The organism is Streptomyces sp. NRRL S-1813, from assembly GCF_000719605.1.
In the GTDB taxonomy this organism is placed as follows: domain Bacteria; phylum Actinomycetota; class Actinomycetes; order Streptomycetales; family Streptomycetaceae; genus Streptomyces; species Streptomyces decoyicus.
Map to the genome: position 1 here is coordinate 15,104 of NZ_JOHB01000010.1, position 13,092 is coordinate 28,195.

The window sequence follows — 13,092 nt, forward strand, 5'->3', positions numbered from 1 at the left end:
GCGTGCCGCGCGGCGGTCCGGCACGCACGAGGCGGAGCCCGGCACCCCGCCCGTACACGTCGCCGCCCCCGATGCGGAAGTCGCCACCCGAGAAGCGGAAGCCGCCGCTCCCGGCGGGGAAACCGCATCACTACACCCGCCCACCCCCCGAAGGGGGGTGGGCGGCGGGGAAAAAACTGTAGGTGTGGGTGGGCGACGGGCAGGGAGGAGCCCCGGAAGCACCGCGACCCGGGATGTGGCGGTGCTCGGCGCGGGTATGCATCCCTGGGGCAAATGGGGGCGCAGCTTTGTCGAGTACGGCACGAACGCGGCCAGGGAGGCGCTCGCGGACGCCGGGCTCGACTGGCGCGCCGTGCAGAGCATCGTCGGCGCGGACACGGTGCGCGGCGGCTACCCCGGCTATGTGGCAGGCGCGACCTTCGCCAAGGCGCTGGGCTGGCAGGGCGCCCGGGTGACCAGCGTCTATGCGGCCTGCGCGTCCGGCGCACAAGCCATCGGCGCCGCGCGGGCGCAGATCCTCTCGGGGATGGCGGACGTGGCTCTGGTGGTGGGCGCCGACGCCGCACCCAAGGGCTTCTTCGCCCCGGCGGGCGGCGACCGGCCCGACGACCCGGACTGGTTGCGGTTCCGGGTGCTCGGGGCCACCAACCCGGCGTACTTCGGCCTGTACGCGCGCCGCCGGATGGCGCTGTACGGCGATACGGCCGACGACTTCGCGCAGGTGAAGGTCAAGAACTCGGCGGCGGGCGCGGCCAATCCGTACGCCCGTTACCGCAAGCGGGTCACCGCGCAGGAGGTCGCGGCGTCGGCCGTGGTCTGCGATCCATTGCGGCTGCTGGACATCTGCGCCACCTCCGACGGCGCCGCGGCACTGGTCCTGACCAGCATGGAGTTCGCGCGCCGGCACGGCGCCACGGATCCGGTCCGGATTCGCGCGGTCTCCACGGCCACCCCGCAGTATCCGCGGACCGTGCTGGACCTGCCGGATATCGCCACCGACTCCGCGGCTGCCGTACCGCCGCCGGAGACCGGCTTCCGGGCCTCGGTCGCGCACACCGCCTACGAGGAGGCCGGGATCGGCCCCGAGGATCTTTCGCTGGCCGAGGTCTACGACCTGTCCACCGCGCTGGAGTTGGAGTGGTACGAGGACCTGGGGCTGTGCGGCCCCGGCGAGGGGACGAAGCTGCTGTGGGACGGCGCGACGGCGCTGGGCGGGCGTCTGCCGGTGAATGCCAGCGGCGGTCTGGCCTCGTTCGGCGAAGCGGTCCCGGCCCAGGCCATTGCCCAGGTCTGCGAGCTGACCCGGCAGTTGAGGGGGCAGGCGGGCACGCGGCAGGTGGCGGGAGCCCGGGTGGGCGTGACCGCCAACCAAGGGCTGTTCGGGCACGGGTCGGCGGTCGTCGCGGTGCGGTGAACACGAGAGCGGGAGCGGTGAGGGCGGGCCCGGAACAGGAGCGGTGAGCGCGAGCCCGAAACGGAATCGGTGAGCACGGGCCCGGAACAGGAGCGGTGAGCACGGCCCCGGAAGCGGTGAGCGCGAGCCCGCCAGGCGCCGCCCCGCCCGGTCAGGAGGAAGCGCGGACCCGGTCAGGCGGAGGTGCGCGCCCGCGGGCGACGGCGACGGACGGTAGCGGCGCCCTCGCTGCCGGTCTCCGCATCCTCTGCTGTGCGCGACCTTGACGGCCCCTCAGCACCGGTGAACACTTCCGGATGCCAGTCGGCATCGCCGCACTCAGGCACCCCGGCCGGCTGGCAGCGGCTGTCCGCTGCCCGCCGGTGGCACGCACCCTGCACGGAGGACCGGGGGACGTCCCCGGGCGAGGGCCAAGGAGCCGCCATGTATTCCAATGGGGACATCGTCGTCGGTGAAGTGATCGGCACCGCGATACTCATACTCTTCGGCGCCGGTGTGTGCGCCGCCGTCACCCTGCACTACTCCAAGGCGAAGGGCGCCGGCTGGGTCGTGATCGCCTTCGGCTGGGGCATGGGCGTACTCGCCGGCGCCTACACCGCGGCGCCGCTGTCCGGCGGGCATCTCAACCCCGCTGTCACGCTGGGCTCGGCGGTCGCGGGCGGCACCGAGTGGTCGAAGGTGCCGCTGTACATCCTGGCGCAGATGGTCGGTGCGGCGATCGGGGCCGTACTGGCCTGGGCGCTGTACTACGCGCAGTTCGCCGCCAACGCGGAGCCGGACAAGGCCCAGCCGACGCTGGGGATCTTCTCCACCGGCCCGGAGATCCGCAAGCCGGCCGCCAACCTCGTCACCGAGATCATCGCCACCATCGGCCTGGTGCTGCCGCTGCTGTTCTTCGGCCAGAACAAGGGCATCGGCATCGGCCGGGTCCCCGGCGAGCACGTGGGCGTCTACGGCTCCGGGATCAATGTGCTGCTGGTCGCGCTGCTGGTCGTCGGTATCGGGCTGTCGCTGGGCGGGCCCACCGGCTATGCCATCAACCCGGCCCGTGACCTCGGTCCGCGCCTGGTGCACGCCCTGCTGCCGATCCCCAACAAGGGTTCCTCGGACTGGAGTTACTCCTGGATCCCGGTGGCCGGGCCGCTGATCGGCGCGGTGCTGTCCGGCCTGGTCCACAACGCGGCGTTCTGACACCGGCCGAGAAGTGTCCGGCAGAGAAGTGTCCGGCCGAGAGGTGTCCGCCCGACCGGCCCGGGCCCGCTGCACCCACTCACCAGGACTTCAGGAGGCGTGACGGCATGACGGAGCGAACCGGGAAGACCGAGAAATATGTGGCCGCGATCGACCAGGGCACCACGTCGAGCCGCTGCATCATCTTCGACCACGGCGGCGCGATCGTCGCCGTCGACCAGCGCGAGCACCGTCAGATCTTCCCCAAGCCGGGCTGGGTGGAGCATGACGCCACCGAGATCTGGTCGAAGGTACAGGCCGTGGTGGCGGGCGCGCTCGCCAAAGCGGGGCTGCGCGCGGACCAGCTCAGTGCGCTGGGCATCACCAACCAGCGGGAGACCACGGTCCTGTGGGACCGGGCGACCGGCAAGCCGGTGCACCACGCGATCGTCTGGCAGGACACCCGGACCTCCCAGCTGTGCGCCGAACTCGGCGGCGCGGACGGCCAGGACCGCTTCCGTGAGGCCACCGGACTGCCGCTGGCCAGCTATTTCTCCGGCCCCAAGGCCGCTTGGCTGCTGGATGAGGTTCCGGGGCTGCGAGCCCGTGCCGAGCGCGGCGAGATCGCGTTCGGCACCATCGACTCCTGGCTGATCTGGAATCTGACCGGCGGCACCGACGGCGGGGTGCATGTCACCGATGTGACCAACGCGGGCCGCACGATGCTGATGAACCTCGGCACCCTCCAATGGGATCCGGCGATCCTGTCGGCGATGAACGTACCGGCGGCGATCCTGCCGGAGATCAGGTCGTCGGCCGAGGTGTACGGCACGGCCGTGGGGCAGCTGCACGGGGTGCCGGTGGCGTCCGCGCTCGGCGACCAGCAGGCGGCCGTCTTCGGCCAGACCTGCTACGGCGTCGGCGAGGCCAAGAACACCTATGGCACGGGTTCGTTCCTGCTGTTGAACACCGGTAACCGCCCGGTCCCCTCCAAGAACGGGCTGCTGACGACGATGGGCTATCAGCTCGGCGGTGAGGCGCCGGTCTACTGCCTGGAGGGGTCCATCGCCATCACCGGTGCGCTCGTGCAGTGGTTCCGCGATCAGCTGGGCATCATCGCGTCGGCCGACGAGATCGAACCGCTGGCGGCGAGCGTCCCGGACAATGGCGGGGCGTACGTCGTACCGGCGTTCTCCGGTCTGTTCGCGCCCTACTGGCGTTCCGACGCACGCGGCGTGATCACCGGCCTGACCGGGTTCGTCACCAAGGCGCATCTGGCGCGCGCCGTACTGGAGGCGACCAGCTGGCAGACCCGGGAGGTCGTGGACGCCATGTTCCAGGACTCGGGCGTGCGGATCACCCAGCTCAAGGTCGACGGCGGGATGACCGCCAACAACCTGCTGATGCAGCACCAGGCGGATGTGCTGGATGTGCCGGTGATCCGCCCGGTGATCTCGGAGACCACCTGTCTGGGAGCGGCGTACGCGGCCGGTCTGGCGACCGGGGTCTGGCAGGATCTGGACGAGCTGCGGACCCACTGGAAGCGGGACACGGAGTGGACGCCGCGGATGGATGCGCAGGTCCGCGACCGCGAGTTCGCCAACTGGCGCAAGGCCGTGGAGCGGAGCTTCGGCTGGCTGGCCGACGACGGTTCGGCCAGGTAACGGCGTCGGCAGCGCGCAGACGTACGGCCCGTACCCCGGACGGCGGGGTACGGGCCGTACTTCCGCGCCCCGTCAGGGGAGCGCGGGCTCCCGGCGGCGGGCGCCGGCCTCCATCGCATGCTCGACGACGGAGACCAGCACATCCCGCGCGTCGTCCTTGAGGCGGGCGTCGCACAGCATCACCGGCACCTGGGGGTCCAGGTCCAGGGCGTCGCGTACGGATTCCGGCGGGTAGCGGTCCGCGCCGTCGAAGCAGTTGACGGCGACCGTGAAGGGCAGTCCGCGCCGCTCGAAGTAGTCGATGGCGGCGAAGCTGTCCGACAGCCGGCGGGTGTCGGCCAGCACCACCGCGCCGAGCGCCCCCCGTGCCAGTTCGTCCCACAGGAACCAGAAGCGGTCCTGGCCCGGAGTGCCGAAGAGATACAGCACCAGTTCCTCGTTGACGGTGATCCGTCCGAAGTCCATGGCGACGGTGGTGGTGGTCTTGCCCTCCACCCCGTCGAGGTCGTCGAGCGGCCTGCCCGCCTCGGTCAGCCGTTCCTCGGTCCGCAGTGGTTTGATCTCGCTGACGGCACCGACCAGGGTGGTCTTACCGACCCCGAAGCCGCCCGCGACCAGGATCTTGAGCGTCACCGGCTCGACGGCGGCGGACCGTCGGCGGCGATCGGATCGCCCGAAGGCCATGGGATTCTTCTCCTGAATTGCCGTATATACGGGGGGAGCTCACGCTTGGCACCCGAGCGTCGGCGCACGGGGCAGCTGGTGCAAGGGAACGGTACAACGTGCTCGGCACGGCGCCCACTTGAGATGCGTCACGCCGGCGAGACGTCGTGGGTCAGAGGTGGCCAACCTGCCCAAAAGGGCGCGCCGGCACGGGCCGTGGAAGCGGGTGGAGCGGAGCCGCCGGCGCTCAGCGCGCGGCGAGGACGCCGGGCCGGTCGAGCAGTCCGAGCATGCTCACGAAGCTGGATTCGACGAAGGCGCAGAGCTCTTCGCGGGCGTCGGGCTCCTGCACGGGCCAGTTGACGACCGCCTCCTCGGCGAACGCCATCCAGGCCCGGGAGGCCAGTTCGAGCCGCGGGGCGTCCGGCAGGCCGAGCCGCTTCCGGCCGTCGCGCACCCGGCGGGCGACGGTCTCCCGGGTCGCGCCGACGATGTCGGTGACCGCGGGATGGCTTCCGGCGGCGCCCCGCACCAGGGCGAGGTACACCTGACGGTGCTCCAAGACGTACGCCACGAAGCCCGTGATGAAGGCCCGCATCCAGGCGACCGGTTCCAGCGAGCCGTCCGGCTCCGTCGCGTCGGTGAAGCGGTCGCACGCGGCGCGGACCACCGCGCGGTAGAAGTCGCGCTTGGAGTCGAAGTAGTGGAAGAGCAGCCCGCGGGAGATACCGGCCCGCCGGGCCACCTCGTCGGTGGACAGCTCGTCCAGGGAACGTTCGGCGAGCATCTCCAGACCGACGCCGACCAGCTGCTCCCTGCGCTGGTGGGGCGTGAGGCGGGTGGTGCGCTTGCCGGGCATGCCCGCAGTTTACGGCGACGGCGGGCCGGGACACCGGGGCGGTCCCGGCCCGCCGTGGTATCCCGGCCCGCCGCGGTATCAGGCGTACTGGCCGAGGTGGTCGAGGATCTTGGGCGTGACCACGTCGGGAACCTCTTCGGGCAGCCAGTGGCTGGCGCCCTCCAGGGCCTCGAAGCGGTAGGGGCCGTCCACCCACTCCCCCGTGGACTCGGCCGCGCCACGGCCCAGGGCGGTGTCCTCGCTGCCCCACAGGAAGAGGGTGGGAACGGTGATCCGGCCCGCGGGTACCGAGATGACCGACTCGGGGGCGCGGTACCAGTTGAGCGTGGCGGTGAGTGCACCCGGGGCGGAGAGCCGCCGGACGTTGCCGTCCACGAGCTCGGCAGGCACCTTGCCGGCGTATGCGGCGCGCAGCCGGGCGGCGTCGTCGGCGAGCAGCGCGGTCTCCGCTGCGCCGTCGTCGCCGCGGAAGAAGCGGACGTAGTCGAGACGGTGATGCTGGACGGAGTCCTCGGCGGCGGCCCGGTTGAGCGCGTCCGGGTGCGGGGTGGCCAGCACGGTCAGGGACTTCAGCCGCTCGGGGTGGGCGCCGGCCAGCGCCCAGGCGACCATGCCGCCCCAGTCGTGCGAGACGAGGTGGAAGCGGCCCGCGCCCTGGGAATCGGCGAAGGCCAGCGCGTCGGCGACGAGTTCGGGCACGGCGTAGTCGGCGATGCGGGGCGGACGGGCGCGCGGCGAATAGCCTCGCTGGTCGACGGCGACGGCACGGTAGCCCGCCGAGCCCAGGGCGGGGAGCACGGCGCTCCAGGAGTCGGCGAACTCGGGCCAGCCGTGCAGCAGCAGTACGAACTCCCCGTCGGCCGGGCCGCAGGCCAGTGCGTCATAGGTGTGCGGGCCGACCTGGATCTCCAGGTGTTCGACGGGGGCCGGGGTCTCGTCCGTGGCCATGGCGCGGATCTCCTCCTGTTGACAGTTGCTCAACAGGAACCGTACCGCGGGGCCGGTCCGCCGCCACTCGTGGCCGGTTCACCGGCGAGGCCGGTGAACCCACGGCGAGATCCGGCGGATTCGCGTGCGGCCGACGGAGGCGGTCTCGCGGCGGGGCCGGGCCCGGCCGCCGAGCGGTGGCCGCCGTCGCGGAGGAGCGCTCCGGGCGACGGCGGCCGGTGGGCAGGGCGGCGGGTCACAGCGCGCGCAGGCCGTCGATCACCTCGCGCAGCACCTTCTCGTCCGGCAGCTCGGCCGGCGGTACCGGCCTGCTGACATGGACCAGCTCCGCATCCAGCAGGTCCCCGATCAGGACCCGTACGACGCCGACCGGCAGGTCGAGTTCGGCCGCCAGCTCGGCGACCGACAGCGGCTCCTGGCGGCACAGGTCGACGATCTCGATGTGCTCGGGCGACAGCGTCCGGTCGTCGACCGACTCCTCCGCACGGCTCTCGGCGATCACCAGCGCGATCAGATCGAGGCGCCCCTCCGCGGCCGTGCGGGTGCGCCCGCGCGTCATGGCGTACGGCCGGACGACAGGGCCCGCGTCATCGTCGAACCAGCGGGCGGCGTCCCGGTCCCGCGCCGCCCGGCCGTCCTGGTCGCTCATGCCGAAACCTCGCTTCGCTCGGCCTCGCATTCGCGCGGCGCGCACCTCTCGCATCTTCGCTCGCCGCGCTCACTCATGGCGTCACCGTCGTCGTGCTCAGGTGGAAAGGCCGGACCTGGGCGCCGTGCCCAGGTGCGTGCCCACCCGCTTGACCAACAGCGTCATCTCGTACGCGATCAGACCGACGTCGGAGTCCGCGTCGGCCAGTACGGCCAGGCAACTGCCGTCGCCCGCCGCGCTGACGAACAGGAACGCCTCGTCCAGCTCGACCATGGTCTGCCGTACCTGCCCGGCCTCGAAGTGCCGGCCGACGCCCTTGGCCAGACTGTGGAAGCCGGACGCGACCGCGGCCAGATGTTCGCCGTCCTCGCGGGTCAGGTCCTTCGAGGCCCCGGTTGCCAGCCCGTCGCTGGAGAGGACCAGTGCCTTGCGGATGGAGCCGACCCGCTCGACGAGCTCGTCCAGGAGCCAGTTCAGCTCCCCGGATGCCTTCTCCGAGACCGATGCGGTGGAAGCTGCTGCCTTCGGTGCGGTCATGGACCGTCCCCTCCCGATGTGGTTCCTGGTGGTGCTGTGCTGCCCGTGTCGTGGCCGTCCTGTGTGGCTGTGGCACGGGCGTCCGGGTCTGTGGTGTCCGGTCCTGTGGTGTCCGGGGCCGTACCGCCCGCAGCCGCCGTTGCACCGGCTGCGGGGGCTTCTCCCCGTGGTGTTGCGGTCTCGCGCGGGTCCTCGCCGTTGTCGCGGCGGCCGCGCTGCCAGCCGCGCTGGAGCGAGGCCATCCGGGCGCGGACCGCCTCGGCGTCGCGGTCGTCCTCGGCCGCCGTGTTCCGCCCCCGCACCTCGGTCTGCCCGGTGGCGTCGGCCTTGAGCTGGGGCGCGAGGCTGGCCTGCCGTACCCGGCGGGGCAGCCCCGTGGGTGTGGTGGGCGCAGGCCGCTCGCGGTCCTCGGTGGGCTGCGGGCCGTCCGGGGCCGGGCCCTGCGGCGCGGGCGCGGCGGACGACGGCGGCCGGGCCACGGAGCCCTCGGGGCGCGGACGCCCGGAGCCGGGACGCTCGGCTGCCCGCTCCTCCTGGGCGCCGCGGTCGTCGACCGTTCTGCCGTGGTCGGCGACCAGCACCGGCGGGCGGGGGCGGCGGCGCGGCAGCGGTGCCAGCCCGCCGGGTGCCTGGTCCCGGGTCTGCTGGTGCTGCTCACCCTCGGGGACGGGCGGCACCGGTGCGATGGCGCGCGGTGCGGCGGCCGGGCCGTCGGGGGCGGGGTCGGGCCCCTTCCGCTCGCGGCCGCGGTCCCGCTTGCGGAAGAGGGCGTCCTCGTCGTCGGCCGGGCCCAGCTCGTCCGGGCCGAGCGGCGCTTCGAGTTCCACCGGGCCGTCGATGACGGCCGGGACGCGCCGCTCCCGGCGGGGCGGTGCCTGGGAGAGCGCGGCCAACTTGCCCGCCGCATGCTCCAGTTCATTGCCGACCGGGCCGCCGGGCAGACCGTCCGGCGCCGGGTCGTCGTCCTCCCGGCCGCCGGCGGCGCTCTCGGTGAGGATCCTCCCCGGGAGGAAGACCACGGCGGTGGTCCCGCCGTACGGCGACGGCTGAAGGGAGACCCGTACGTCCTGCCGCCGGGCGAGCCGGCTGACCACGAACAGCCCGAGCCGGTCGGTGTCGGACAGCTCGAACTCGGGCGTCTCGGCGAGCCGGAGGTTGGCCTCCAGCAGCAGATCGGGGGTCATGCCCAGACCGCGGTCGTGGATCTCCAGGGTGAAGCCGTTGGCGACCCGCTCGCCCAGGACCTGCACGGCGGTGTGCGGCGGCGAGAAGACGGTGGCGTTCTCCAGGAGTTCGGCTATCAGGTGCGTGAGGTCGGACACCGCGGGACCGTCCACCGCGAGCCGGGGAAGGCGGCGCACCTCGATCCGCTCGTAGTCCTCCACCTCGGCGACCGCCGCACGCACCACGTCCATCAGCTGGATCGGCTTGCGCCACTGCCGGGAGGGTGCCGCGCCGGAGAGGATGACCAGACCCTCAGCATGCCGTCGCATACGGGTGGTCAGATGGTCGATCCGGAAGAGGTCGGCGAGTTCGTCGGTGTCCTCGGTGCGCCGTTCCATGGCGTCCAGGAGGGTCAGCTGGCGGTGCAGCAGGACCTGGCTGCGGCGGGCGAGGTTGACGAACACCTCGGAGACACCACGACGCATTTCGGCCTGTTTGACGGCGGCCTCGATCGCGGCCCGCTGGAGGGTGTGGAGCGCCTGGCCGACCTGGCCGGTTTCGTCCGGGCCGAATTCGAGCCGGGGCGCCTCGGTCTCCACATCGACCTGTTCGCCGGCCGCCAGCCGGCGCATGACGCTCGGCAGCCGTACGCCGGAGACGTCATGGGCGGTCTTGCGCAGCCGGATCAGGTCCCGGACGTGGCGGCGGCCGATGCGGAACGAGACGATGACCGAGACCAGCAGCGCGGCAAAGCCGAGGACGCCGGCGATGGCGGCCTTGAGAAGGACGTTCATGGCGACAGGGGCGACACGCTCCTGGTAGCGGTCCCCGGCGTCCTTGCCCATCCGCTGGAGGTCGTCGAGCACCTTGCGCGACGTGGTGTTCCAGCGCTCGGCGTTGACCGCACGCGGTCCGGCCTGCGGACCGGCGGCGATCACCCGGTCCTCGTAGGAGGTCAGCTCGCGGGCCTTCGCGGAGCGCCAGTAATCGGCGTAGAGACCACGGTCCTTGGCCGGCAGGGCGGGCAGGCTGGTGCGGTAGAGGACCCGGCGCTCGGCGACCCGGTCGGACAGCGCGCGCAGATCGCGCCTGCTCATGCTGCCGGAGGCGAGCACCGCGGACATCAGGGCGTCCTCGCGGGAGACCGCCTCCCGGGCCCGGGTGACGTTGACCAGCGCACGCGCCTGCTTGTCCATCTCCACGTTCTCCAGGGCGTGGAGCGCGGCGAGGAAGTCGTAACCGGGGTCGACGAGGGCGTTGTAGCTCTCCATGGCCTCGTCGCGGGAGACGGTGTTGTCCTCGACCTGGGCACGCAGCGGGCCGAGTGTGTCCAGGCCCTTGAGGACGCCGGTCAACCGGTCGCCGGTGCCGTCGCTCAGGTCCTCGCGGAGATCTCGGAGGTCGATGTCGGCGCGCAGCCGGCTGACGGCCTCGTCGGTGGCCCGGGTCTGCCGGTGGAGCGCGTCGAGCGCGTCGGCGCCGCGCCGGTCGGCGAGGTACAGCAGACTCTGCCGGCGCTCCCGTTGGAGGGTCTGGATGACGTCCTCGACCGGATAGCCCAGATTCTTCACGACGTTGCCGACGTCCAGCAGCTGGTTCGCCTCACGCCCGGTGATATAGGTCGTGAACGCCCACAGGGACATCAGGGACACCAGTGGTACGAGCAGCAACGCCACGATCTTCCGGCGGACCGACTTCCCGCGAAAGCGCATGGCCTCCCCTACGTCAACCCCGGCGCACGGGGGTGGTGTTCCGTCAACAAACGGCGCGAGCCTACTACTGTCGAGTGACCCAACCGAAGGCCTCTCGTGACGCCGGGGAAGCGGCCGGGGCGGGATCATCATGAGTTGTCCGCTGATTCCCGGACAACCCGCCCGCATTGGTGGGCCGGTTCACCTCTTCCCCCTGCGGCAAAGATGCCGGACGGTTGGCCGGTTTTGCTCTACCCCGGATCACTCCGCGTGGCCCCGGTACGTGACCATGCAAGGAGACGGGGTGCGGCGCGAGGGGCATGTACCCGGCACATCCGGGCAGCCACCGAGGAGTCGGACATGCGGGGAGAGTACGGGGAGCGTGACGCGTTCATGGACACCGGCAGACAGCTGTTGTGGCAGGAGGAGCCGGCGGTCCGGCGCCGGATGGCCGATCCGGTGCGCACCGCCGCGGTGCGTGCCGTCATCATCGCGGCACTCACCCTGACCCAGGCCATGGTGGCGTTCCTGTGCACCCTGGCGGGCTCCTGGTACGCGTTCCCCGCGGTGCTCAGCACGGTCGCCAGCACCGTGGTCGCCACGTGGGCGGTACTGGACGTCTGGGTGACCCGTCAGGTGTGGGTGCAGCGCAACGGGGTGCAGTCGCAGCCCAGCAGCACGGCCAGGGAACTGCGCCGGGAGCGGCGCCGGGCGCGCCGGCAGCGGCGCAGGGAGGCACGGGAGAACCCGTCGGGGATCGACCGGGCGGCCGCCTGAACGGGCGGGCGGGACGAGCTGAACCGGCGGGCGGGACAAGCGGCTTTCCGGAGGACTCCTGGCCTGCCTGCCCCCTCGGGCCGTCCGGCCTCCCGGGGCGAACCGAGGAACCGCACCCGGCCGGGACGGCCACGACGCGCTCGCCGTGACCGGGTGGTTACGCCACCGCCTCTTCCCGTACGGCGGGCCGTACATGAATCATGCCGTCCAGGACACTGACCTCGTGGGTGCGCACCGGCCTGCGGGCGGGCAGACAGGTCGGGGCCCCGGTACGCAGGTCGAACAGGGCCGCATGCAGCGGGCATTCGACGAAGCAGCCCTCGACCCAGCCCTCGGAGAGGGAGGCGTCCTGATGGCTACAGGTGTCGTCGACGGCGTAATAGCCGCCCTCGGCATGAAAGACCGCGATGGCCGGCGTGACGTCGTCGATCTCGATCCGTACGGACTCGCCCTCGGGCAGGTCCTCGATGCGGCAGATGGGAATCATCTGGCCCCCCTCTCGCTGATCGGTATCATGTGTTCTGAATAACGCATCGCAGAGCGCGATGCGCAACAGAATCCAAGCCGGGAAGCGGGCCGTCAAGGGCTTCCCGGCAGATGCCCTCAGACGTGCCCCTCGGGGGCCACCAGGTGGTGACACAAAGACCCATGTCGAAGACGAGCGATACGACGGACGACCGGTCCGAGGAACGGCGCGGCGGGGCGGGATCCGTCCAGTCCGTGGACCGTGCGGTGAGCGTGCTGGAGATCCTGGCCAAGCTGGGCGAGGCCGGGGTGACCGAGATCTCCGAGGAGCTGGGCGTCCACAAGTCGACCGCGTTCCGGATCCTCGGGGTGCTGGAGAACCGCGGGCTGGTGGAGCAGGAGCGGGACCGCGGGAAGTACTACCTGGGCGCCGGGGTCCTGCGGCTGGCCGGCGCCGCGGCGATCCGGCTGGACATCTCCCAGGAGGGCCAGCCGGTGTGCCGGGCGCTCGCCGAGGACACCGGGGAGACCGCCAACATCGCGGTGCTGGACGGCGATGCGGCGGTCAACATCATGCAGGCCAGGGGCTCCGCGGCGGTCACCGCGTACAACTGGCTGGGCCGCCGCACTCCGTTGCACGCCACCGCCAGCGGCAAGGTCCTGCTGGCGCACCTGCCGAAGGAGCGCCGGGAGACCCTGGTGACCCGCAAGCTGCCGCGGTTCACCGAGAACACCCTGACCACGGCGGCCGGTGTGCGCGAGCAGCTCGCCGCCGCGCTCGCGGACGGATACGCCTGCACCAGCGAGGAGTTGGAGATCGGGCTGAACGCGGTGGCGGCACCGGTGCGGGCGCACGACGGCGCGGTGATCGGCGCGCTCGGCGTCTCCGGCCCGGCCTACCGGATGGAGCGTGAGCTGCTGCCGGAGCTCGCGGAGCGGTCCGCGAAGGCGGCCGCGGAGCTCTCCCGCCGGATGGGGTACGCCGGTTGAACCCCGTAGCGGAAAATCCCCCTTGACGGATCCCTGACCGGACTTCCAGCATGTCTCCTATAGCACAACCCGGCGCACTATAGGCAACACGGCGACGGGGG

The 13,092-nt window shown here is 72.0% G+C and carries 12 protein-coding genes; 5 read left to right on the forward strand and 7 right to left on the reverse strand.

The features are described 5' to 3' along the window. Window positions 1-184 precede the first annotated feature (184 nt). From IF67_RS41575 to glpK, 3 genes are all read left to right on the forward strand, one after another. Window positions 185-1,414 (forward strand): lipid-transfer protein, encoded by a 1,230-nt coding sequence (locus IF67_RS41575; protein ID WP_199812741.1) that lies wholly within the window; start codon window positions 185-187, stop codon window positions 1,412-1,414. Window positions 1,415-1,837: 423 nt separating this feature from the next. Then, window positions 1,838-2,605 (forward strand): MIP/aquaporin family protein, encoded by a 768-nt coding sequence (locus tag IF67_RS0116750; protein WP_030986414.1) that lies wholly within the window; start codon window positions 1,838-1,840, stop codon window positions 2,603-2,605. A 107-nt stretch (window positions 2,606-2,712) separates the two neighbouring features. Beyond that, window positions 2,713-4,248, forward strand: a complete 1,536-nt coding sequence (gene glpK / locus IF67_RS0116755; RefSeq protein ID WP_030986417.1) for a glycerol kinase GlpK — start codon at window positions 2,713-2,715, stop codon at window positions 4,246-4,248. A 72-nt stretch (window positions 4,249-4,320) separates the two neighbouring features. Here glpK and IF67_RS0116760 read toward each other — a convergent pair whose 3' ends face one another. The 6 genes from IF67_RS0116760 to IF67_RS0116785 form a co-directional block, all read right to left on the reverse strand. Next, complete coding sequence (locus IF67_RS0116760; RefSeq protein WP_030986418.1) at window positions 4,321-4,932, reverse strand: GTP-binding protein; 612 nt, start codon at window positions 4,930-4,932, stop codon at window positions 4,321-4,323. A gap of 226 nt (window positions 4,933-5,158) precedes the next feature. Next, entirely contained in the window at window positions 5,159-5,770 is a 612-nt protein-coding gene (locus IF67_RS0116765) for a TetR/AcrR family transcriptional regulator (protein WP_037839478.1), read from the reverse strand. Window positions 5,771-5,848: 78 nt separating this feature from the next. Next, window positions 5,849-6,718 carry an alpha/beta fold hydrolase gene (locus tag IF67_RS0116770; RefSeq protein WP_030986421.1) on the reverse strand — a complete coding sequence of 290 codons (870 nt, stop codon included), beginning with the start codon at window positions 6,716-6,718 and terminating at the stop codon, window positions 5,849-5,851. 235 nt (window positions 6,719-6,953) lie between these two features. Next, window positions 6,954-7,367, reverse strand: coding sequence for a DUF742 domain-containing protein (locus IF67_RS0116775; protein WP_030986423.1), 414 nt, complete (start codon window positions 7,365-7,367; stop codon window positions 6,954-6,956). A gap of 96 nt (window positions 7,368-7,463) precedes the next feature. Next, window positions 7,464-7,904 (reverse strand): roadblock/LC7 domain-containing protein, encoded by a 441-nt coding sequence (locus IF67_RS0116780; RefSeq protein ID WP_030986425.1) that lies wholly within the window; start codon window positions 7,902-7,904, stop codon window positions 7,464-7,466. Next, on the reverse strand, window positions 7,901-10,780 hold the full coding sequence (locus tag IF67_RS0116785) for a nitrate- and nitrite sensing domain-containing protein (RefSeq protein ID WP_030986427.1): 2,880 nt from the start codon (window positions 10,778-10,780) through the stop codon (window positions 7,901-7,903). Before IF67_RS0116785 ends, IF67_RS0116780 begins: the two co-directional genes overlap by 4 nt. A gap of 204 nt (window positions 10,781-10,984) precedes the next feature. Here IF67_RS0116785 and IF67_RS39245 point away from each other — a divergent pair, with 204 nt between their 5' ends. Beyond that, complete coding sequence (locus IF67_RS39245) at window positions 10,985-11,536, forward strand: hypothetical protein (RefSeq protein WP_420708673.1); 552 nt, start codon at window positions 10,985-10,987, stop codon at window positions 11,534-11,536. A 157-nt stretch (window positions 11,537-11,693) separates the two neighbouring features. Here the strand turns inward: IF67_RS39245 and IF67_RS0116795 are convergent, their stop codons facing one another. Then, the gene (locus IF67_RS0116795; protein WP_030986431.1) at window positions 11,694-12,023 is read right to left on the reverse strand and encodes a bifunctional 3-phenylpropionate/cinnamic acid dioxygenase ferredoxin subunit; all 330 of its coding nucleotides are present in this window, start codon (window positions 12,021-12,023) and stop codon (window positions 11,694-11,696) included. Between the two features lie 161 nt (window positions 12,024-12,184). Here IF67_RS0116795 and IF67_RS0116800 point away from each other — a divergent pair, with 161 nt between their 5' ends. Next, on the forward strand, window positions 12,185-12,991 hold the full coding sequence (locus tag IF67_RS0116800; RefSeq protein WP_030986433.1) for an IclR family transcriptional regulator: 807 nt from the start codon (window positions 12,185-12,187) through the stop codon (window positions 12,989-12,991). Window positions 12,992-13,092 lie beyond the last annotated feature (101 nt).

Coding starts and splice junctions, on each gene's coding strand:
- IF67_RS0116750 (WP_030986414.1), top strand. CDS start 1,838: ATGTATTCCAATGGGGACATCGTCGTCGGTGAAGTGATCGGCACCGCG.
- glpK (WP_030986417.1), top strand. CDS start 2,713: ATGACGGAGCGAACCGGGAAGACCGAGAAATATGTGGCCGCGATCGAC.
- IF67_RS0116760 (WP_030986418.1), bottom strand. CDS start 4,932: ATGGCCTTCGGGCGATCCGATCGCCGCCGACGGTCCGCCGCCGTCGAG.
- IF67_RS0116765 (WP_037839478.1), bottom strand. CDS start 5,770: ATGCCCGGCAAGCGCACCACCCGCCTCACGCCCCACCAGCGCAGGGAG.
- IF67_RS0116770 (WP_030986421.1), bottom strand. CDS start 6,718: ATGGCCACGGACGAGACCCCGGCCCCCGTCGAACACCTGGAGATCCAG.
- IF67_RS0116775 (WP_030986423.1), bottom strand. CDS start 7,367: ATGAGCGACCAGGACGGCCGGGCGGCGCGGGACCGGGACGCCGCCCGC.
- IF67_RS0116780 (WP_030986425.1), bottom strand. CDS start 7,904: ATGACCGCACCGAAGGCAGCAGCTTCCACCGCATCGGTCTCGGAGAAG.
- IF67_RS0116785 (WP_030986427.1), bottom strand. CDS start 10,780: ATGCGCTTTCGCGGGAAGTCGGTCCGCCGGAAGATCGTGGCGTTGCTG.
- IF67_RS39245 (WP_420708673.1), top strand. CDS start 10,985: ATGCCGGACGGTTGGCCGGTTTTGCTCTACCCCGGATCACTCCGCGTG.
- IF67_RS0116795 (WP_030986431.1), bottom strand. CDS start 12,023: ATGATTCCCATCTGCCGCATCGAGGACCTGCCCGAGGGCGAGTCCGTA.
- IF67_RS0116800 (WP_030986433.1), top strand. CDS start 12,185: ATGTCGAAGACGAGCGATACGACGGACGACCGGTCCGAGGAACGGCGC.